16 protein-coding genes are annotated in these 20082 nt (G+C 57.6%); 7 read left to right on the plus strand and 9 right to left on the minus strand.

From position 1 onward, the window contains the following. Window positions 1-126: 126 nt before the first annotated feature. The 7 genes from LH464_RS18875 to cyoA form a co-directional block, all read right to left on the minus strand. Complete coding sequence (locus tag LH464_RS18875; RefSeq protein ID WP_226787959.1) at window positions 127-1674, minus strand: AbgT family transporter; 1548 nt, start codon at window positions 1672-1674, stop codon at window positions 127-129. A gap of 94 nt (window positions 1675-1768) precedes the next feature. Then, window positions 1769-2026, minus strand: coding sequence for a YMGG-like glycine zipper-containing protein (locus LH464_RS18880; protein ID WP_226787960.1), 258 nt, complete (start codon window positions 2024-2026; stop codon window positions 1769-1771). A 299-nt stretch (window positions 2027-2325) separates the two neighbouring features. Beyond that, a complete protein-coding gene (locus LH464_RS18885) occupies window positions 2326-3078 on the minus strand; it encodes an SURF1 family protein (protein WP_390625013.1) in 753 nt (250 codons plus the stop codon). A gap of 5 nt (window positions 3079-3083) precedes the next feature. Further along, the gene (cyoD, locus tag LH464_RS18890; protein WP_226787961.1) at window positions 3084-3485 is read right to left on the minus strand and encodes a cytochrome o ubiquinol oxidase subunit IV; all 402 of its coding nucleotides are present in this window, start codon (window positions 3483-3485) and stop codon (window positions 3084-3086) included. Next, window positions 3482-4105 (minus strand): cytochrome o ubiquinol oxidase subunit III, encoded by a 624-nt coding sequence (cyoC, locus tag LH464_RS18895; protein WP_226787962.1) that lies wholly within the window; start codon window positions 4103-4105, stop codon window positions 3482-3484. Before cyoC ends, cyoD begins: the two co-directional genes overlap by 4 nt. Before the next feature lies 1 nt (window position 4106). Further along, window positions 4107-6107, minus strand: coding sequence for a cytochrome o ubiquinol oxidase subunit I (cyoB, locus tag LH464_RS18900; protein WP_226787963.1), 2001 nt, complete (start codon window positions 6105-6107; stop codon window positions 4107-4109). Window positions 6108-6139: 32 nt separating this feature from the next. Then, the gene (cyoA, locus tag LH464_RS18905; protein ID WP_226787964.1) at window positions 6140-7336 is read right to left on the minus strand and encodes a ubiquinol oxidase subunit II; all 1197 of its coding nucleotides are present in this window, start codon (window positions 7334-7336) and stop codon (window positions 6140-6142) included. Between the two features lie 312 nt (window positions 7337-7648). On the opposite strand from cyoA, the gene LH464_RS18910 reads away from it, so the two are divergent. The 3 genes from LH464_RS18910 (at window position 7649) to LH464_RS18920 (ending at window position 11897) form a co-directional block, all read left to right on the plus strand. Next, window positions 7649-8992, plus strand: coding sequence for an MFS transporter (locus LH464_RS18910; protein WP_226787965.1), 1344 nt, complete (start codon window positions 7649-7651; stop codon window positions 8990-8992). Between the two features lie 146 nt (window positions 8993-9138). Next, a complete protein-coding gene (locus tag LH464_RS18915; protein ID WP_226787966.1) occupies window positions 9139-10320 on the plus strand; it encodes a glycosyltransferase family 4 protein in 1182 nt (393 codons plus the stop codon). Further along, entirely contained in the window at window positions 10317-11897 is a 1581-nt protein-coding gene (locus LH464_RS18920) for a glucosamine inositolphosphorylceramide transferase family protein (protein ID WP_226787967.1), read from the plus strand. The genes LH464_RS18915 and LH464_RS18920 overlap by 4 nt, the downstream gene beginning before the upstream one ends. A gap of 123 nt (window positions 11898-12020) precedes the next feature. Here the strand turns inward: LH464_RS18920 and LH464_RS18925 are convergent, their stop codons facing one another. Next, window positions 12021-12755, minus strand: coding sequence for a WecB/TagA/CpsF family glycosyltransferase (locus LH464_RS18925; RefSeq protein ID WP_226787998.1), 735 nt, complete (start codon window positions 12753-12755; stop codon window positions 12021-12023). A gap of 376 nt (window positions 12756-13131) precedes the next feature. On the opposite strand from LH464_RS18925, the gene LH464_RS18930 reads away from it, so the two are divergent. The 4 genes from LH464_RS18930 (at window position 13132) to LH464_RS18945 (ending at window position 18307) form a co-directional block, all read left to right on the plus strand. Continuing rightward, window positions 13132-14067: a hypothetical protein gene (locus LH464_RS18930; protein ID WP_226787968.1), complete on the plus strand. Its 936-nt coding sequence runs from the start codon at window positions 13132-13134 to the stop codon at window positions 14065-14067. A gap of 86 nt (window positions 14068-14153) precedes the next feature. Further along, window positions 14154-15557, plus strand: a complete 1404-nt coding sequence (locus tag LH464_RS18935; protein WP_226787969.1) for a lipopolysaccharide biosynthesis protein — start codon at window positions 14154-14156, stop codon at window positions 15555-15557. A gap of 130 nt (window positions 15558-15687) precedes the next feature. Continuing rightward, the gene (locus LH464_RS18940; protein WP_226787970.1) at window positions 15688-16971 is read left to right on the plus strand and encodes a GNAT family N-acetyltransferase; all 1284 of its coding nucleotides are present in this window, start codon (window positions 15688-15690) and stop codon (window positions 16969-16971) included. A gap of 187 nt (window positions 16972-17158) precedes the next feature. Beyond that, window positions 17159-18307, plus strand: a complete 1149-nt coding sequence (locus tag LH464_RS18945) for a glycoside hydrolase family 5 protein (RefSeq protein WP_226787971.1) — start codon at window positions 17159-17161, stop codon at window positions 18305-18307. Between the two features lie 57 nt (window positions 18308-18364). Here the strand turns inward: LH464_RS18945 and LH464_RS18950 are convergent, their stop codons facing one another. Next, window positions 18365-19627 carry a hypothetical protein gene (locus tag LH464_RS18950; protein WP_226787972.1) on the minus strand — a complete coding sequence of 421 codons (1263 nt, stop codon included), beginning with the start codon at window positions 19625-19627 and terminating at the stop codon, window positions 18365-18367. Between the last annotated feature and the right edge of the window lie 455 nt (window positions 19628-20082).

A 20082-nucleotide genomic window follows, 5' to 3' on the forward strand; every position in this document is an offset into this window, starting at 1 on the left:
CCTCCTTGATCGGCCATCAGAACGACTGCGTCACATGATTTTCTGCGGTGGCACTGTCGAGGGAGTAGATCTGGTGGTCATGGCATTCATCCCATATCCGAAATTAAGTATCAGGTTACGGCGTAATTACAGGCCCCAAGGCAAGCCGAGCGCTTTCCACACTGCGAAAAGCCCGGTCCAGAGCACGAATATCAGCACGACATAAGGGAGCATCAGGGACACGATCGTGCCGACACCCGCGGACTTGTCGTATTTCTGGGCGAAGCCGACGACGAGCGCGAAGTAGGCATTGAGCGGCGTGATGGCATTCATCGGAGAGTCGCCCACGCGATATGCGGCCAGAACAGCCTCCGGCTCAACGCCGAGTTTCATCAGGAGCGGTACGAAGACGGGAGCGAAGATGGCCCATTTTGCAATCGCGCCCGTTAGCAGCAGGTCGATGATCGCAACCACGACGATGAAGCCGATCAGCAGCGGCAGAGCGCCGATATTGGCTGCCTGGAGGACGCCCGACAAACTGAGCGCCATGACCGTGCCAATATTGGTGTAGGTGAAATAGGCGACGAACTGGCTAAGCACGAAGAACAGGAAGATCGTGCCGCCCATGCTCTTGATCGACTTCTCGATCGCCGCAATGACATCAGCCAAGGTTCGCATCGTGCCCGCGCCGATACCGTATGTCCATCCTGAAACCAGAAAGACCAACATGATCAGGGCAATAAGGCCGTTCATGAAGGGCGAATTGCCGATGAGTTCGCCAGTGGTGGGATTGCGCAACGGCGCGCCGCTCGGAAGCGTCAGAAGGAGGAACACTACAACAAGACCGATGAGCCCGTAGAGGGCGAACCGCAGGCCGCGCGATTCCTGCTCGGTGAGCGTCGCTCCCTGACTCTGTACACGACCTTCGGCAGCTTCAGGATTATACTCGCCGAGCCGCGGCGCGATGATGCGATCGGTAATGAAGGCAATCACGAACGTCAGGAACACCACCGAGGCTATTGAAAACCAGACGTTGGACGCCAGGCCAATCGATCGCGCTGGGTCGACAAGATGCGCCGCATCATTGGTAAATTCCACGAGGACGGCATCAAGGGGCTTGATCAACATATTGACCGTGAAGGCCGCGGCCACGGCGGCGAAGCCAAGCGCCAGGCCGGCAAGCGGGTGCCGCCCGACGGCAAGGTAGGCGACGCCAGCCAGAGGTATCAGCACCAGATAGCCGGCATCAGCCGCGATGCTTGCCAGAATGCCGACAAAGGCCAGGATGTAGGTCAGCGCCCAGCGCGGCGAAACAACGACGAGCTTGTGGATCAGCGCCGTAACCAGGCCTGATTCCTCGGCAACGCCCGCGCCGATCATGGCCGCGATCATCAGCCCCACGGCGGTGAAGCTCATGAAGTTTGGAATGAGCGAGGAGTAGAGGAAGCGGATACCCTCCACATTCAGCAGGCTGCGGATTTCCGTCGATGCCTGCTCGATCTCCTGCGTGTCAGGGTTGATGCGCTCATAGGTGACCGCCGCTCCAAAAGCGCCGAGCACGGCCGACAGAACGATCACAATTCCGATTAGGATCAGGAAGATTACCACAGGATGGGGAACCATGTTTCCCACCTTCTCGACGCCGTCGAGAAATCTCTGCATGGTGGTTTTTGGGGCGGTGGCCGCTGTTGCCATGACTTCCTCTACTCGGTGCGATCGGCGGGCTGAAGCTTACTGGGTCGCCCGCTGGACGACCCTCTCGGCATTCGTGATAAGTCCCTGCTCAGTGTCAGCGTGGGCAGTCTGCGATATAGCGCCGGCCATTTCGATCTTGGAACTCGCATTGGCCGGGTCGTCCCGCGGCATTTCCGATCAAAGCCCCTGATACGCCACCGATTGCAGCACCGACGGCTGCGCCGCGGACATCATTGGTAACCACTCCACCAACAACTGCGCCCGTCGCTGCGCCCATACCCGCACCCCGTTCGGTTGAGGAGCAGCCTGCGAGCGAGATAACGGCAAGCGCCGAGACGACTAATATTCTCATTACTTTCCCCTATCCAACGCGGCGACGTACGAGACCGGATTCGCACCGGAATCTATGCGCCTACAACGCGAGTATAGTGCTGCCTGCGACTCGCTGTGACCGGCACAGAATCCCGGAATTAAGCTCTAGGTTCATTTATCCGCGCTTCAGGAGAGGCGATTTCCCAGCGTTCTTAACGCACAAAACTGCGGCTTCATCGGCCGGCGTCATGGTGTCTGCGGGCACATGTTTCAGATGAGAAAGCGGAAATCCACGGCCCGAATCCGGCCGGCAAGGGTGCCGTTCAGATGGCGGCGATCCTAGATGATGAGGCGACGATGGATCGCATAGGCCGCCCCAGCACTCATGAGCGCCAGGAAGTACCATGTCGCCGCATAAACGAGGTGCGTGTTGCGAAAACTGACAACCGTCATGCCGCCGACCGGAAGACCGCCAGGATTGGGCGTTGCGTCGGCATCAATGAAATAAGGTGCGACATTTGCCAGCCCTTGCGCCGCCGCTATCGCTGCAACATCGCGGGAGTACCATCGGCCGTTTGCCGGATCGTTCGATCGCAAGAAGGCGCCTCCGGGCTCCGGCATGCGCAGAAGCCCGGTAATCACTATCGTTCCACCGATCTCTCCCGCCGATCGGGTCGACAGATCGCGGCGATCGGACGGCACGAAACCGCGATTGAACAGGATGATCGAGTTGTCCGACAGCACCATTGGCGTCATGACCCAGAACCCCGCACCCCTTTCGGTTACGGCCTGGACCAAGACTGCCTTGTCATGGTCGAGGAAACCCGTCGCCTTGACCCGACGGTATTCGTCCTTGTCCTGGCCGATGTCGGGCCACTCCGAAGGAGGCGGCGCGGGCACCGGAGCCGCGTGAATGCGCTCCTCGACACGGGCGATGAGGTCCAGCTTCCAAGACAAGCGCTGGACCTGCCAGGTCCCCAACACGACGAAAATCGCCGCCAGTGCCAACATCGCTCCCGCGACGAGGCGAGATCCGGCAGGACTTGCCCCGCCTTCCTCTCGTGCCTCGCGGTTTGTATGCACCCTGTTCATCGCCCTTAAGGCATGTTCCTCATCATCTCGTGCGTCATGGGCATCATGTTCGCATTGAGATGATGCATAACCCAAAGCGAGCCGGCCAGCGCGATGCCGACGATGATCAGCGTGAAAATGAGCGCCATCATCGTCCAGCCGCCTTCCGACTTGGTGTTCATGTGCAGGAAAAAGATCATGTGAACGACGATCTGGATCGTACCGAAGATCACGATCGCGGCAATCGTGGCGGTCTTGCTTTCCAGGACCTCGCCCATGACCAGCCAGAAAGGAATTGCTGTCAGGATAACCGATAGGACGAAGCCGATCACGTAACTCCGGAGCGTCCCATGGCCGGCACCGTGCCCATGGCTATGGCCATGGTGAGCTTCGTGCGCATCTTCCTGTGAAGGGGCTTTAGCGGTCATCCGACAACTCCCATGAGATAGACGACAGAGAAGACACCGATCCAGACGACGTCGAGGAAGTGCCAGAACATGGAGAGGCACATCAGGCGACGGCGATTTTCCGAAATCAGGCCATGCATCTTGACCTGTACCATCAACGTCACAAGCCAGATGATACCGAAGGTAACGTGCAGACCGTGCGTGCCGACCAGGACAAAGAAGGAAGACAGGAAGGCCGACCGGGTCGGACCTGCACCCTCCTGGATCAGATGGTAGAATTCGTAGAGTTCCAGCCCCAGAAAGAGAAGTCCGAACACTCCCGTAACGCCGAGCCAGAAGAGCGTCTCCGCCTTGGCGTTTCGTTCCATCTGCAACATGGCAAAACCATACGTGATGGAGGAGAGGAGCAGCATGGCCGTATTAATGGCAACCAGCCCCAGATCGAACAGGTCGGCCGGGGAAGGCCCGGCCGCATAGTTGCGCCCCAGCACCGCGTGGGTGGCAAAGAGCACGGCGAAGATGAGGCAGTCGCTCATCAGATAGAGCCAGAAACCCAGCATGGTGCTGCCTTCGGGATGATGATCTTCCGTGAGGTAGAACTGGGCTGCGTCGGGTGTTTCTGCGTGTGTCTTGTCTGTCATGTCAGATCCGTTCCGCCAGTAGCCTGGAACGCGCGTCTTCGGTTGCGGTCACTGTTTCGACGGGAATGTAGAAGTCCCGCTTGTAGTTGAATGTGTGTCCGATCGACACGGCGATGATGGCGATGAAGGAAACGGCCGCCAGCCACCAGATGTACCAGATCAAGGCGAAAGCGAGAGCGATGCTCAGACCTGACAGGATGACACCCGTGCCGGTATTCTTGGGCATGTGGATTCGCTTGAAGCCGGCAAGCGGACGCTCGTAACCGCGATTCTTCATGTCGTACCAGCTGTCATGGTCATGCACGACCGGCGTAAAGGCGAAGTTGTAGTCCGGTGGCGGCGAGGAGGTCGACCACTCGAGCGTGCGGCCATTCCAGGGGTCGCCACTCGTCTCACGCAACTGGTCACGTCGCAGATAGCTGACCACCAGCTGTATGATGAAGGAAGCGATTCCAAGCGCGATCAGGACGGCGCCGAAAGCGGCGATGATGAACCAGATCTGCAGCGATGGGTCTTCGAACTGGCTTACACGGCGGGTAACGCCCATCAGTCCCAGCACGTAGAGCGGCATGAACGCGAAGAAAAAGCCGATCTGCCAGAACCAGAAGGTCATTTTGCCCCAGAAATCGTCGAGCTTGTAGCCGAACGCCTTTGGCCACCAATAGACGAGGCCAGCCATCAGACCGAACAGCACACCACCGATGATCACATTGTGGAAGTGAGCAACGAGGAACAGCGAGTTATGAAGCACGAAGTCTGCCGGCGGGATCGCCAGCATGACACCTGTCATGCCGCCAATGACGAACGTCACCATGAAGCCAACGGTCCACAGCATCGGAACCTCGTAGCGGATACGGCCGCGATACATCGTGAAGAGCCAGTTGAACATCTTCGCTCCCGTCGGAATCGAGATGATCATCGTCGTGATGCCGAAGAAGGCATTGACTGAGGCGCCCGAACCCATGGTGAAGAAGTGGTGCAGCCACACGAGGTAGGACAGGATCATGATCACGCAGGTCGCGTAGACCATGGAGGCATAGCCGAAGAGGCGCTTGCCGCAGAAGGTGGCGACCACTTCCGAGAAAATGCCGAAGGCTGGGAGAATCAGGATGTAGACTTCCGGGTGACCCCAGATCCAGATGAGGTTTACATACATCATCGGATTACCACCAAGGTCATTGGTGAAGAAGTTCGTCCCGACGTAACGGTCGAGCGACAGCAATGCGAGTGTGGCCGTCAGGATCGGGAAGGTGGCGACAATCAGAATGTTGGTGCAGAGCGAAGTCCAGGTGAACACCGGCATCTTCATGAAGGTCATGCCCGGAGCGCGCATCTTGACGATCGTGGCGATCAGGTTGATCCCCGACAACGTCGTGCCGACCCCTGCCACCTGCAGGCCCCAGATGTAGTAGTCCACGCCGACACCGGGACTGTAGTCCGCTCCAGACAACGGTGGATAGGCCAGCCAGCCGGTTCGGGCGAACTCACCGACAAAGAGCGAGATCATGATGATGATGGCCCCGGCGGTTGTCATCCAGAACGAGAAGTTGTTGAGGAACGGGAACGACACGTCTCGTGCGCCGATCTGCAACGGCACGACGTAGTTCATGAAGCCCGTGACGAACGGCATCGCTACGAAAAAGATCATGATCACGCCGTGCGCCGTGAAGATCTGGTCGTAATGGTGGGCGTTGAGATAGCCCTCATTGCCATTGAAAGCGATCGCCTGCTGGATGCGCATCATGATGGCATCGGCAAAGCCACGAAGCAGCATGACGATCGCAAGGATGATGTACATGATGCCGATCTTCTTGTGATCGACAGTCGTGAACCACTCGTTCCAGAGATAGCCCCATAGTTTGTATTTCGTGATCAAGGCTACGATGGCGAGACCGCCGATCACGACCGCCACAAACGTACTGATGATGATCGGGTCATGCGGGATGGCTTCCCAGGAAAGCCGCCCGAAGATGAGTTGTGTCAGGTTGGTGTCGTCGAACATAGGACTGTCCAAATTCTATTTAATCTGCGGCCTCAGGGCTGCGTGGAACCGTTTGTGTTCAGTTGCGGCGGTGCCGCACCCTCCGAGCCTTCGGCCGGCGCCTTATGGCCTTGGTGCATGTCGTGCGTGTCGTGGTTCATCGAAGGCGGCTGCTGGTCGCCGTCCACGCCTTCCGCCGGTTCCTCGCTGCGCGCCGGATTGCCTGTGGCGGGGAACGTCGCGCCGGGGGCTGCCTCACCATGCCCACCTGCCGGCCCGGCATGGCGATTGTCGTGCTGGAGCTTGGCACGGTTTTCGTGACTGTCGACGCCCGCGCCGCCCATCATGTCGATGTGCATCATGTCGCGCATGCACATCTGTCCAGGGCGAACACACATGTTGAGTACGGCGTCGTAGAGACCATCCTCGACACCGGCAAAAAGGCGGACCGGCTCCCTTATGCTTGGCTTTTCGAGCTTCAGGAAGGCATCACGGTTGAGCATGGTGCCATTTTGCTTAACCCGGGCAATCCATTCGTCGAAGCCCCCCTGCTGCAGACCGTGGAACCTGAAGCGCATATGGGAGAAACCGTCGCCACTGTAGTTTGACGATATCCCCTCGTAATCGCCTTCCTTGTTGATCACCGCATGCAGCTTCGTTTCCATGCCGGGCATGGCGTAGATCATGCCCGCAAGCGCGGGAATGTAGAAGGAGTTCATCACCGACGACGCCGTGATCTGGAAAGTAATCGGGCGATCGACGGGAGCCGCCATCTCGTTCACGGTCGCTATTCCGTACTCAGGGTAAAAGAACAGCCATTTCCAGTCGAGCGCGACAACCTGAACGGTCAGCGGCTTGACGTCAGCCGGAATTGGCCGCTCGGCATCGATGCGGTCCAGCGGCCTGTAGGGGTCGAGCTTGTGGGTGCTGATCCAGGTGATAGCCCCCAGCGCAATGATGATCGCCAGCGGTGCGGCCCAGATGATGACCTCGAGTCGGGTGGAGTGATGCCACTCGGGATCATATGTGGCAGCCGTATTGGATTGCCTGTAGCGCCAGGCAAAGAACAACGTGAGGAACAGCACCGGCACAATGATGATGAGCATCAGGATTGTCGAAACGACGATCAAATCCCTTTGCTGTGCGGCGATATCGCCAGACGGCGACATCACGACCATATTGCAGCCAGTCAGCAGCAAGACGGGCAGCAGAAGAAGGGGTCGAAGGGCGGACTTAAGGAGATTGGGCATCTCGGGCTCAATTTTTTTGCGTTTTGTCTAGTTCCGACTAATCGCGGAAGGCACCACTCGGAATGAGGTCCTTTGTCGCAGCGCAGCAATCTGCCGCACTGCAACAGAACAATATCGCTTCGGTTTGGCAGTTGTTGCCTACCGTAGTTTGATGGCCCAAATCGGCCGCCCGTGGGTATCTAGGGCGCTATCGCAAACGACCAGAGGGGGAAATGCAGCGAAGTTTCCGCTTTTTTCCAAGTCGTTCCTTGATCCCGACGGTAGTTTGATCAACATTTCCCTGAGCAGGGCAAATTTTGCCAGGAGGAAGTCATGAGTACCGTCGTCAACCCCACATCCACTGGCCTTGAGGAAGACGCGCGCCGCATCCATGACGACAAGCCGATTTCGCCTGGCAGTATCGCCATCGGCGTGATTATCGGCCGCATGTCCGAATTTTTCGATTTCTTCGTCTATGGCATCGGTTCGGTGCTTGTCTTCCCAAGGCTGATATTCCCGTTTGTTTCGGACCCGGTCACAGCCACTCTTCTGTCTTTTTCGATATTCCCTCTCGCCTTCATCGCACGGCCCGTCGGATCACTCGTTTTCATGTGGATCGATCGCCACTATGGGCGCGGAACGAAGCTGACAATTGCGCTTTTCCTCCTTGGCGGCTCCACGGCATCCATCGCCTTCCTGCCCGCCTATGATTCGATCGGCTATTGGGCCATTGCATTGCTGGCCCTCTTCCGGCTGGGACAAGGCTTTGCTCTTGGCGGCGCCTGGGACGGTCTCGCATCGCTCCTGAATCTTAACGCTCCCCCGAATCGACGCGGCTGGTACGCGATGATCCCGCAGCTCGGAGCGCCGATCGGCTTTGCGCTGGCGAGTGTCCTTTTCGGTTATTTTGTCGCCAATCTATCGGAAGAGGACTTCCTCTCTTGGGGTTGGCGGTATCCATTCTTCGTCGCCTTCGCAATCAACGTTGTTGCTCTGTTCGCCCGCCTGCGCATCGTTGCCAGCAAGGAATTCGGTGCAGCCATGGAGGCGCAGGAGTTGCAGGCGCGTCCGGTTTTCGAGATGCTGAGCAAGCATGGTCATGACGTGGTCCTCGGTGCCTTCGTGCCGCTGGCAAGCTTTGCCATGTTCCACCTGGTGACGATCTTTCCGTTGAGCTGGGTGACACTCACCGGCGGACAGACGCCAGCTGAGTTTCTATGGGTGCAGGTGGCAGGCGCAGCGGTCGGGGTCGTTGGCATTGTCTTGTCAGGCGTCATCGCCGATCGTATTGGCCGACGCAGTCAATTGATGATCGGTGCCGTGATCATCGCGATCTTTTCATTCTCGGCGCCCTTCCTGCTGGATGCTGGCGGAAAGGGCCAGGACGCCTTTATCATTATCGGCTTCGGCATCCTTGGCCTGTCCTTCGGCCAGGCCTCCGGCGCCGTTTCCTCGCGTTTCAGCCAGTATTACCGCTACACGGGATCAGCTTTCACATCCGATTTGGCTTGGTTGGTGGGAGCCGGCTTTGCACCACTGGTGGCACTCGGTCTTGCCAGCAATTTTGGCATCATCTTCATTGGCGGCTATCTCATTTCCGGCGCGATCTGCACGCTGGTTGCACTCAGCCTCAACCGGGCCCTGACCCCGGGCATCGAGCCCGGTCAGCAACGGTGAGAAAGCCAGAGATGCCGGGTGCAAGGCCCGGTATCTCATTTGTCTAATCTTTCTTCGTCAGTCCGTTCGGAAAGATTGTTGCACCTTCCGTAATCAATAATTGATCTTTGAATGTTTTGCATGACGGCGAAGCTTCGGAGTTCGCAATGTCAGGTAGTATCACGCCCCGGCCACCACGCCTTCTGTTTCTGCAAACACAAGCGGAGATGGCGGGAGCCCAGGAGGTGTCGCGCCTGCTAGGAGAACAACTGTCACAGCAGGGGGCGGATGGTGAGCCCGCCTGCGCGGTCCATCACCTCTTTCTCTACAAGAAAACATCGGGTTGCGATCATTTTCCGAACGTTCGCTTCGCCGCAGAGGAACGCCCGACCAATATGCGCTCCAGCTTGGGCCTTCTGAAGAACCTGATATCGGCCATTCGTGATATCAGACCCGATGTACTGTTGACCTTCCAGCACTACGGCAATGTCGTGGGGGCACCTGTCGGCCGGCTATTGGGCGTACCGCATATAATTGCGAACCACGTTTCGGCACCTCTCACCATCAACCGAGCGGTTCGCGCGCTTGATCGCGTCATCGGCCTCTCCGGCTGCTACGATACCATCACGGTCAACTCTCATGCAACGTGGCGTGATTACAGCTCCTACCCCACCCGATATGCCCGTCGCCTGGTGCATATCCCCCATGGCTTTGCACAGCGCATGGCGCTGCTGCAGAAGCCGGACGCCCGAACAAAGTTCAGCTTGCCACAAAACGTCCCGCTCATCGGCACCGTCGCGCGACTGCATCCGTTGAAACAGATCGATCTGGCGATAAAGACCCTTGCCTCCTTGTCGGAGGTTCATCTTGCCGTTGCCGGACAGGGACCGGACCGGCCGCGCCTGGATGTCATGGCAGCCGAGCTTGACGTCGCAGACCGCGTGCACTTCATCGGTGAAATCCCGCCGAGCGAGATCGGCACATTCTTAAGCAGCCTTGATGTCTTTGTCTTTCCAAGCGCCGCCGAAACATTCGGATTGGCGGCGGTGGAAGCGGCCCAGGCAGGCGTTCCGGTGATTGCCAACGATCTACCGGTTCTGCGTGAAGTGCTTGAGGTCGATCAGTCGCCGTGTGCAGTGTTCATCGATGCCAGTGACACCGCATCCTTCGCCGCAGCAATAGATCAGCTTCTGACTGACGATCGGCTTGCTCACGATCTTTCCCAGAGAGGCCGCAGGCTCTCCGAGCGATATTCGCTCGATGCCATGGTGGCGGGCTATCGGCGCCTGATCAACGGCAAGCGTAACGACAACCAGCGCCAGAACGATGATCCCAGGATACGAGCATGACGCTCCCGGATCACCCTGAACTGTCCATTCTGATCGTCGTAGACAGCGATGCACTATCCGCATTCATACCGGCACTCGCAACACTCTTGCGCCGGGAGTTTTCCGCTCAGGTCAAGCTGGAGGTAGTTTCGAACGGCAGTGGTTCCGACGCGGCGCCGCTTGCGACGCTGCTCTCGCTGGAAAAAATGATCGTTCGCCGCAACAGGCCGTGTTGGGCCGATCGGATAGCCAAAGCCGATATCCACGACTTGCTTGAGACGCGCAGCAACCAATCCTTCTCTTTCGTCATTGACCTGACGAAAGGCACACAGAAGCACGCTCAGCCCGTTTGGAGACCGCTCTACAATGGAGCTGCCGGCGAGCCAGCGCTCGCATCGTCCCTTTTATTCCTCGGTACGCCGAAGATTTCCATCTCCGTTCAACGCGAGGCTTCGGCACAACCTGCCATCATATGCGGAGGCACCGCGTCGCTCGAAAGCGCAGCAGGCATCGGCGGTGCGATGGAAGCAGTCTGGTCGCGCACAACCATGCTTCTCGTGAAGGCAATCCGTGGTGAACTTCAAAAGACAGGCAGTCAGGCTTGTGACCTGCAGGATGCAGCCGAGGCGCCACTAATTTCAACCGGCGCAACCCTCAGGTATGGGGCATCGGCATTGGCGGCAGCGGCGGCAAATGCCGCCTACAGCTTGTGCTGTCATCGTCCGCATTGGCGTGTTGGCTGGCGGTTCTCCAACATCAGCAATGATGTGTGGGCGAGCCGAAGCCTCGGGGGCGCGACATGGAACATACTGAAGGATCCAATCGATCACTTCTACGCGGACCCGTTCCCGGTCTTCTGGCGCGGTCGGGACTATATTTTCTTTGAGGATTTGGACCACAAGACCCAGAAGGGCATCATTTCGGTTGTCGAGTTTGACGCTGAGGGGCGCCCGGGGCCTCCGATCCCGGTTCTGGAGGAGCCATGGCACCTCTCCTATCCGTTCATCATCGAAGCGGATGGCGAGATCTGGATGATCCCGGAAGCTTCATTGAGCGGTCAGATTACCGCCTATCGGGCCATAGAGTTTCCTTGGCGATGGGAAAAGCATGCAACGCTGGTTTCAGATGTCGAAGCGGGGGATGCGACGATCGTGGCCCACAACGACCGGCTCTGGATGTTTGCAGTGATCCGGCAAGGAATTGGCGGTTACTCGGATGCGCTGGCTATGTGGTCATCCGGACATCTCTTCGGTCAATGGCAGCCGCACCCAGCAAATCCCGTTCTGATCGACGATCGCGAAGCTCGCCCGGCTGGTGCCATGGTTCGGCGAAACGGGCAGTTGCTACGCCCGGTCCAGGATTGCCGAAGCGGGTATGGTGCGGCGCTTGGCCTTGCCCGCGTGACAAAGCTCGACGATGAGGGGTTTGCACAGATCGTTGAAACCCGGCTCGCACCCGGATCGTCATCCTGGCCTGGCAGGAAGCTCCACAGCCTAAATGGCAACGGGAGGCTGGAAGTCATCGACGGCAGTGTTCCGCGCCCCAAAATGCCACTTGCCCGCCATCTGGTCGACCGGATCTATCGGCCCGCCACATAACCTCGAAAACACAGGTTACGGGTGGGAGCCGGAGGACGTTCCGCGTCTGTCGATGCGATGCGCCGGCCAGTTTGCCAGCACGCTATTCTGACGATGCGGCGCTACGGCTGTGACAGAACACCACTAGCTTGAATGGCGGAGCAAGGCGTAGACGGCAATCGGATTTGTCATGAGGTATCGAACCGTAAGGCGCCGGGGTTCGTTTATCATGCGATAGGCCCATTCAAGGCCTGCGCGCTGCATCCAGACAGGCGCCCGCGGATTCTTGCCCGAGAGGAAGTCGAACAGGCCACCCGACGTCTTGACGACACCGACTTGCAGCTTATCCAGATTGCGGCTGACGAATTTCTGCTCAAGCGGAAAGCCCAGTCCCAGCCAAAGAATGTCCGGCCGCACAGCATTTATTTCGGCGACAACCTCCTCTTCCTCTGCCGGTGGGAAGTAGCCGTTACGTCGACCTACAAACCTGAGACGTGGGTATGCCGATTGCATAGCGGCAACCGCCTTGGCGTTCACGTCCTCATCACCGCCCAGGAAGTAGAAGGTGACGCCGGCGCGCTGGGCGCGGGCTGCCACCGCATGAACCAGGTCCGTGGTGGCCACTCGCTCAGTAATCGGCCTTGCAGAAAGCAACTTGGAGAAAAGAACCATCGGTGTGCCGTCAGGATGGATCTGGTCAGCTTCCATCATGAGATCATGATAAGTCGGGGTACGATTGCAAAGAGCCAGCACCTGGCCATTGGCCGAGGTGGAATAGAATGGCCGCGTGTCAGCGCCGCGAGCGCCAAGCGCACGATCAATGAAGCCGTCTGCCGTCTCGTCGATGGTCAGACGATCTATCGGAAGCCCCCCCAGCACGGTTGTCGCTGCTTGCTCTGCAACCGCGTGCGGTTTTGTGTCTGTCGTATGATCTGTCGTCCGCAAGCCAATACCCAACCCATGAAGCGTACACTACCGGCTGGAATAGTCGCACCTGGAGTAACTCACAAACAAAACGTTCGACTACCGTTAATATATAAATTTATATACATATAGTTGAACATTTATATTAAAATAATAATCAATATAAAATGGATTTAGTTACCATCCATTAAGCATCCGCTCTTCTTTCTAGCCACGTTAACGCTAAAGCTCGGCAAGATAGGTTAGTTCCCACCAAGGCGGCCGACCCGGCCATCAGATTGCCTGGTCAGCGAGCAATCCGGACACGCAGAGTTTTGTGGGAGCAGTTGCAATGAATGCACCGGTGATGAACCAGGACATTATCTCCAATTGGGAGCAACGCCACGGACGGTTGTTCGGCCATGAGGTTGTCAAACTAAACCACCGCCTACGAGAGACTGGCTTGTTTAGCCGCGAGGCTGTCGGACGCCTTGTTGAACGTTGCCCGCCGCACGAGTTCGGTCTTGAAGCTATGGACGACAACCCCAACAACCCACATCGCCTGTATGGAATACGCGGCGACGCAAGTGGCCTGGATGTCATCGACGCCATTGAAAAGGGGCGGATCTGGATGAACATCCGTCGCGTGATGGATTGGGCACCGGAATACCGAAAGCTGCTCGACGAGGTCTTTGCAGAATTCCAGTCACGCATGCCGGGTTTCAATACATTCAAGCGAAACCTGGGAGTGCTGGTCTCGTCCCCGAATGCGAACGTCTTCTACCACGCAGACATCCAGGGCCAATCGCTTTGGCAGATCGAAGGAGTGAAGAAAGTTTATCTCTATCCTCGCTCGGAAGCCTTTATCAGCGGTGACCAGGTAGAGAAAATCCTTCTGCGCGAGACAGATGAGAGCATGCGCTACGAGCCCTGGTTCGACGAGTATGCGGACGTGATCGACTTGCAACCAGGGGAGATGGTGACGTGGCCTCTCTATGCACCGCACCGGGTCCACAACCATGACTGCCTCAACATCTCGGTAACGATGGAGCACTGGAGCCGGGAAACTTGGAACTCGTATGCAGTGCATTACGGCAACGGTGTGCTGCGGCGGACGATCGGCTGGAATAACGCCTCGACCGCACCAAAGGGACTACACGTCTATCCGAAGGCCGCGGCGGCGTTCCTGTGGAAGAAGATGGGCAAGCAGATTGCAGGCGACGTCGTCACGAAGCGCGACTTCAAGATCGACGCAAGCTCACCGGATGGACGCGTTGCGCTTAAATAGCCAGTCCCACCCTCGTTTGCTGGCCCTCGGCGCCGTCTATCACCACGCCAAACCGTTCAAAAACCTATTGCGCAAGATGGTGCAGCATGTCCGATAGCACGTCCTCACCTCTTCCTGGCAATACCAGCCTCGCCTCCATGATCCGGCGGGTGGCATCTATCGCAATGCGACCCGAGATGCGGGGCATAGCCACCGTCATCGCCTTGAAGATAATGATGGTGACCTTCAATTTCACTCTCATAGCGCTGGCGGCACGCGCACTCGACACGGACGGCTTCGGTCACTACTCCATCCTGTTTTCGGCCGCAGGATTGTTGCTCATAGTCGGGGCTGCCGGCCAGGAGCTATTCGTCATACGCTCCTGGAACGAGTATGCAACCACCGGTGACACTGGCCATGCAAAAGGCGCGATGTATTTAAGCCTCGTCCTTTGCCTGGGAGTAAGCACCGTCGTCGCTGCATTATTCTACGCGCTGACGGCAGAGGCTTTTGGAGCCAACACCATTCTGGCAGTGACGACCTTCCTTTTCCTAAGTGCTCCCCTACAGGTGACCAGTCATCTGTTGCGAACGGCCGTGGGCGTTCCAGCCGGAGACGGTGTCGCAAACTTCCTTCAGATAATCCCCGCAATCGTCTATCTGGCCGCATGCCTGGGCACGGACACAGTTGCCACCGTGTCCGGCGTCTTCACCTTCCTGTCTGCCGGAGCATTTGCCGGTCTCGTCACCCATTTCATCATGGCAGCACGGCTTATTCTGCGGACGCTACCGGACTGGCCACGCACCAGACCGAAAGTGCTCCGTCGGGAATGGCTTTATCGCTCAGGTCGCCTTCTGGTTGTCAATACGATCGAAGCAACCAATCAACATATCGACGTCCTCCTGATTGGGCTACTGATGAGCCCAACGGCGGCAGGCGCCTACTTTGTCACAGTTCGGCTCGCGAACCTCTTTGCCGCCGCGGCCGATGCCATAAATCTGTTCGCCACGCGGCATTTCTCGCGCCTCTATCATGGCCCGGATCGTCGCGAGCTGGACAAGCTGCTCGACGGCATCGCCTGGATCACTCTTGGTTTCATAGGGGCAGGATTGCTGGCAATCGGCGCCGGGGGGTATTTCGCATTGCGCATCATTGATGAGGCGTATGCGGACAATTTTCCCGAGCTTCTCGTTTTATGCCTGGGTACCGCAGCGCTAGCCATCGCCCGTCCGAGCGGGTCCATCCTGATGCTGACGGGACATGAGACGCGATATCTTGCTACCATTGCGGCGGCGGCCACCCTGCGGGTGATCGGCCTGATTGTTCTGACGCCGAGCCTCGGGGTCATGGGCGCAGTCATCGCTACGGCGATATCGTTCATACTGACGGCCGTTGTGCTCCGCCGATTGGTAACAGCTGCAACGGGCTTCGACGCAACCATACTGCGGCTCCTACGCCCCAAGCCGCAGCCTGCCACTTTGGAAACCCAAAGCAAAGGGGCCTCACCGTGATCAACGTCAGTGCGATGTTTAAACAAGATTAGCTAGTCGGGCGTAAGGTCCAAAACAATCCATAGTTGCCGCCAACCTGTTTCTCGCGGTATTCGGCCACGTCGAGAGCTCACGGCAGCACGAGGAATTAATGATCGAAAAGGTTGCAAGTAACACCTCCCGGCAGCCATCTGCTGAGTGTTTTCCATCGCCACTTGGCGTCGGATATGCCGGAGGTTTTGTTGTCCGCGTCTATACCGATGTCAGCCGAGCCACCTTAGAGCAGCTGCAGAATTCGCTACATGGAGACGTCACCCACACGGCGTTTCAGGCCGCGTCCTTTCTTGCCCCCTTCTACGAGCACGCGGGAACCCATGCGACGTCACTTCTCGTGGAAGTCGCACGCGTGGAGGACAGCGGCTCCTTGATGCTCATGCCGTTGTTGATGCGGCAGAGCTCGGGCATCGTCAGGATAGAAGGTGCAGATCTCGGCTTTGCCGACTACGTTGCGCCGATTGCTGTGGAAGGGCTCAAGCCATCGGCAGATGAACTGGAAGCGATACGCCAAGCCTTCCTGGAGGCGCTACCGCAGGTGGATCTGCTTAGCCTGAAGAAAATGCCGAGAGAACTGGGGTTGGCGACCGTCAATCCCTTCGCCCAGCTGCAAGGTTCCGCCAGCATGGGAATAGCAACCAAAGTTCTCGATCTGCGCGATGCAACGTGCCCTTCACACTACAAACGATCCGGGATCTACAAGGACGGCATGAGGCAGCTGCGCAGACTGCGCAAGAAAGGAACCGTCGATTTCCGCGTGGCATCGACAGCTGAGGGTGCGGAGCAACTCTTTGCGGAACTCGTCGATCAAAGGCGTAGTCGCTTCGAGGCAGTGGCAAGGCCTGACCCACTATCCGACCCAGGTGTGAGGGAGTTTTATCGCACCTTGATTTGCAATGGAGTGCCGCAAGGCACGGTGCTGTTCGGAGGACTGTTTCTCGATGACGTCTGCATCGCCACCGACCTTGGCCTTGTCCACGACAGCACCCATTTCGGGATCTTTACAACGATGCGTAGTGGTTCTCTGAGCAGTTACTCGCCCGGCACCATTGCATTCATGCTCATCCTTGATGAAACGGTAGCCCGGGGGATCGACCATTACGACATCGGCGTGGGCGAGTTTCCGTACAAGGATCGGCTAAAGGGTCACTGTCGCCCCTTGTACGAATGGAACAAGGCGCTCACCTTCAAAGGTCATATTGCCGCTGCAGAACTGACCCTCCGACGAAATGTGCGAATAGGCCTCAAACATTATCCGGCGCTTCGTCGGCCCACGGCGTGGTTGAGGCAGATGCTTAATTCGTTCCGCAGGTGGCTGCCCACTGGTGGTCTGGCCATCGCAGATTTGCCTGGAGTAATAACGGTTCTGCCATTGATCTAGCGGGCTCGTCCTCGGCAATGCGGGAAGAACTAAGCCACTCTGCCCAGTCAACAAATTAACCATCGACCGTTAAACCGCTTTAGGAGGCGCCTGCTTTAAGTAACGCCTTAAGCTCTGATAATATTGCACAATATTGGATTGATCGGTGCCCTCGCCTTCCATACCAACGCACACCGCATGCGCCCAAATGCGAACTACCGTTTTCGCACCGATCCAGACGCTTGTTCGCCTGGGGTCGTCGGCAATTTTCTTGTTGTGCTTTACTGTTTATGCCGCGATGGCCAACGGCCATTGTGTGGCCCCAAGGGATTTCCCCAATCCCGAACTCCTTGCAACCATGCGCAAAGGCGTCAACTTGCCGGGATGGGACAGACCTGATGTGTCCGGGCGTCCATCGCTTGACCAACTGAGAGCACTTCGGGCGGAGGGTTTCACGCACATCCGGCTGCCACTGGACAATGGCCCGTTCGACGGCGATCAGGCGACCGCCTATGTCGACAGCGTGTATGAGCAGGTCATCCTGCTGTTGAGCCTCGGGTATACCGTTTCACTTGACCTTCATCCCGATAAGACCGTAGGGCAACTGTTTGAACAGAGTCCGGCGGTAGGCTCGGCCTACCTGGCTAAGATGTGGGTTCCACTCGCACGCATGGCTCGGATGCTTGACCCCGAAAAGGTGGCACTCGAGCTCCTCAACGAGCCTCAAATCGGACAGGACAATTGGCTTGCGGCAGCCGAGCAGCTGATTGAGCTTCTTCGGACCATCGTTCCGGACCACACAATTATCGTGGGACCACCAGGCCCGCAACGCCATGAAACTCTTTCGGGGATGCGGCCGTTTGCGGATAGGAACATTGTCTATGCGGTCCACTACTACGATCCGTTCCTCTTCACTCACCAGGGTGCCACCTGGGGTGCCACAGATGACCCATTGCAGCGCCTCGCCGATCTGCCGTTTCCGGCCTCGATCGAGGACGAAGCAATAGCAAAAATAAAAAGCAAACTGTCAGCCGCCGGCGAAAGTGCCTCGCTCAAGGCGTTGAATGAAGCGCTTGAGGAGCCGTGGACCGAGGCCGGCATCGCACAGGCATTCAACACAATGGCCGACTGGGCATCCGCCAACGAGCGGCCGGTGATCGTAAATGAATTCGGCGTCCTGTCCTTTGTCGCGCCGAGAACGGCCCGCCTGCAATGGCTGGAGACTGTCAGTCGCCTGGCGCAAGCCCGGTGCATCGGCCGGGTTCACTGGGACTTTAGTGACGGCTTCGGTCTGATCGATCACCAGACCGGGCTGCCGGACCCGGACACCATCACGGCGCTGAACGCACCCGGGTGAGGACGCGCAACCAATGGGAGACCGGCGTTTAGCGGTCCCTGAGGCGAACTGTATTCTCTAGGCTTGTCGGATCACATCAGAGCGGATCGCCGCTCCAAGGATCATCCCGGCAAGGCCGAGATACATCGCAAGCGACAGCGGGGCGAAATAGGCCTCCTCCTGAAAGAGCCCGGTACCCACGACAGCCAATATGGCAAATGAAACGGCAGCGTGAAGGCTATTGCCCGTCCGTCGCGCCAATTGGATGACCGACCTCGAAATCCACGCATAGGTCCCGATCACCAGGAAGGCAAAGATGCCGAGCTGGTACATCAATACGCCCACGGAGCTCTCCACGGGAAACGGCGTGCGCCCCGCTGCTTGCGCATCTCCCCACTGAATTGAAGCGAAGAGTGGCGAAAGATTGCCTCCAGCACCGACACCGTGCCCGATCGGGTTGCCAGCAAAGTCCTGCATCCCGGCCATCAGGCCCAGCACATGATAGTCCCCAATCTGCTGGCCAATTATGGTGCCGACCAGCGCGTAAACCGCGACCATGAAAATCTGCGCCAGGAACGCGACCCGGGTTCCGAAAAGCCACCAGATCGACCAGCTGATGCCGACCATGAAAAAGACAATCAGCGGGCCTTTGGCATTGCATAGAAAGAGCAGAGCAAAAAGGAGGGCGGCCTGAATGAAATGTCCTCGATACAAGGCGAAAATGCAAAAAAAGGCCAGGCAGTAGGCAAAGCTGATGGCATGCATATTAGGTCCGAACATGCGCATCATCTCGATGCCAAGGTCACTCAGCAGGGGCGAGTTGAAGAAATCTATTATGAACGTGTCGGAAAGTGTTGTGACGACCTCCCCCGTTCGCGACGCCTGCTTGTCATAGGCGAGTGTCTCCCAATTGGATCCGCCAGCCAGCGACCAATAAGTTTCGCCATTGGTATAGTGGAGCCATACCTTTCGGTAGAGAAACTCCATGGCACCGCACAGGATCGCCAGAATAGCGGAAGCAGTCATGGCCGGGCCAAGCCGCGCCGGATGAGAGCTGAATACAACAAGGCATATCTGGAAGAATAGCAGGGGCGTTGCGAGATTTCGGAGGCTGGCAATCGCCGCTAGCCCATAGATCGCAAAGCCAATCACGAAATAGATGCCGATAACCACGAGGCTGGCGATGCTGATCTTCAGGAATGGAATGAGCGCCGGCGGATAACTTTGGCGGCGCGACAGGAAGATCACCGACAGGGTCAACCATGTGACGCAAAGAAGGAAGAAATTATACGCCCTGATCATGTCAAAATCGTCGGCGGTCTGGATATGATTGGCGATCAAGGAGACGATCAGGTTCTGGAAAATGAACGAGAACTGGATTGCCACGATACTTGTCGATGGCGAGCAGATGGCGCAGGTGCTGGCGACAATGATCACGGCCAGAAGGCCAAGAACAAGATGAACCGAATGAGCAAGGAGCGGTATGGCGACGATGGCCATCGCGAGCATCACAGTAAGGACTGCTCGAACGGCGCCGGCCAGTTGCGGAGGAATTGGTAGAGGATCGTCGGCAGGGCGAAGACTGCCGTCCGCTCCTCGTCCCCCCTCGATGTAGGTTCCAACCCGCACTCTCAAGCCCTTCGTTTCCTGTCGGATTCCTTCTTTCAGGCATGACATTAATGGAAGGCGCTCACCGGTTGGTTAACCGGCGGTTCAACAATTCGTCTTACCACTTATGAAACTCTGTCAGCTTTGCCTTCAGGAGAAGAACTTTGTCGGGTTGGGACATGTCCAAC

The sequence above is a fragment of the Pseudorhizobium xiangyangii genome, from assembly GCF_020531965.1.
Lineage (GTDB): Bacteria > Pseudomonadota > Alphaproteobacteria > Rhizobiales > Rhizobiaceae > Neorhizobium > Neorhizobium xiangyangii.

Bases quoted from the DNA above. Each gene is read 5' to 3' on its own strand.
- LH464_RS18940 (WP_226787970.1), top strand. From the start codon at position 15,688: ATGATCGAAAAGGTTGCAAGTAACACCTCCCGGCAGCCATCTGCTGAG.
- LH464_RS18920 (WP_226787967.1), top strand. From the start codon at position 10,317: ATGACGCTCCCGGATCACCCTGAACTGTCCATTCTGATCGTCGTAGAC.
- cyoA (WP_226787964.1), bottom strand. From the start codon at position 7,336: ATGCCCAATCTCCTTAAGTCCGCCCTTCGACCCCTTCTTCTGCTGCCC.
- LH464_RS18935 (WP_226787969.1), top strand. From the start codon at position 14,154: ATGTCCGATAGCACGTCCTCACCTCTTCCTGGCAATACCAGCCTCGCC.
- LH464_RS18910 (WP_226787965.1), top strand. From the start codon at position 7,649: ATGAGTACCGTCGTCAACCCCACATCCACTGGCCTTGAGGAAGACGCG.
- cyoB (WP_226787963.1), bottom strand. From the start codon at position 6,107: ATGTTCGACGACACCAACCTGACACAACTCATCTTCGGGCGGCTTTCC.
- LH464_RS18930 (WP_226787968.1), top strand. From the start codon at position 13,132: ATGAATGCACCGGTGATGAACCAGGACATTATCTCCAATTGGGAGCAA.
- LH464_RS18875 (WP_226787959.1), bottom strand. From the start codon at position 1,674: ATGGCAACAGCGGCCACCGCCCCAAAAACCACCATGCAGAGATTTCTC.
- cyoC (WP_226787962.1), bottom strand. From the start codon at position 4,105: ATGACAGACAAGACACACGCAGAAACACCCGACGCAGCCCAGTTCTAC.
- cyoD (WP_226787961.1), bottom strand. From the start codon at position 3,485: ATGACCGCTAAAGCCCCTTCACAGGAAGATGCGCACGAAGCTCACCAT.
- LH464_RS18880 (WP_226787960.1), bottom strand. From the start codon at position 2,026: ATGAGAATATTAGTCGTCTCGGCGCTTGCCGTTATCTCGCTCGCAGGC.
- LH464_RS18945 (WP_226787971.1), top strand. From the start codon at position 17,159: ATGCGAACTACCGTTTTCGCACCGATCCAGACGCTTGTTCGCCTGGGG.
- LH464_RS18885 (WP_390625013.1), bottom strand. From the start codon at position 3,078: ATGAACAGGGTGCATACAAACCGCGAGGCACGAGAGGAAGGCGGGGCA.
- LH464_RS18915 (WP_226787966.1), top strand. From the start codon at position 9,139: ATGTCAGGTAGTATCACGCCCCGGCCACCACGCCTTCTGTTTCTGCAA.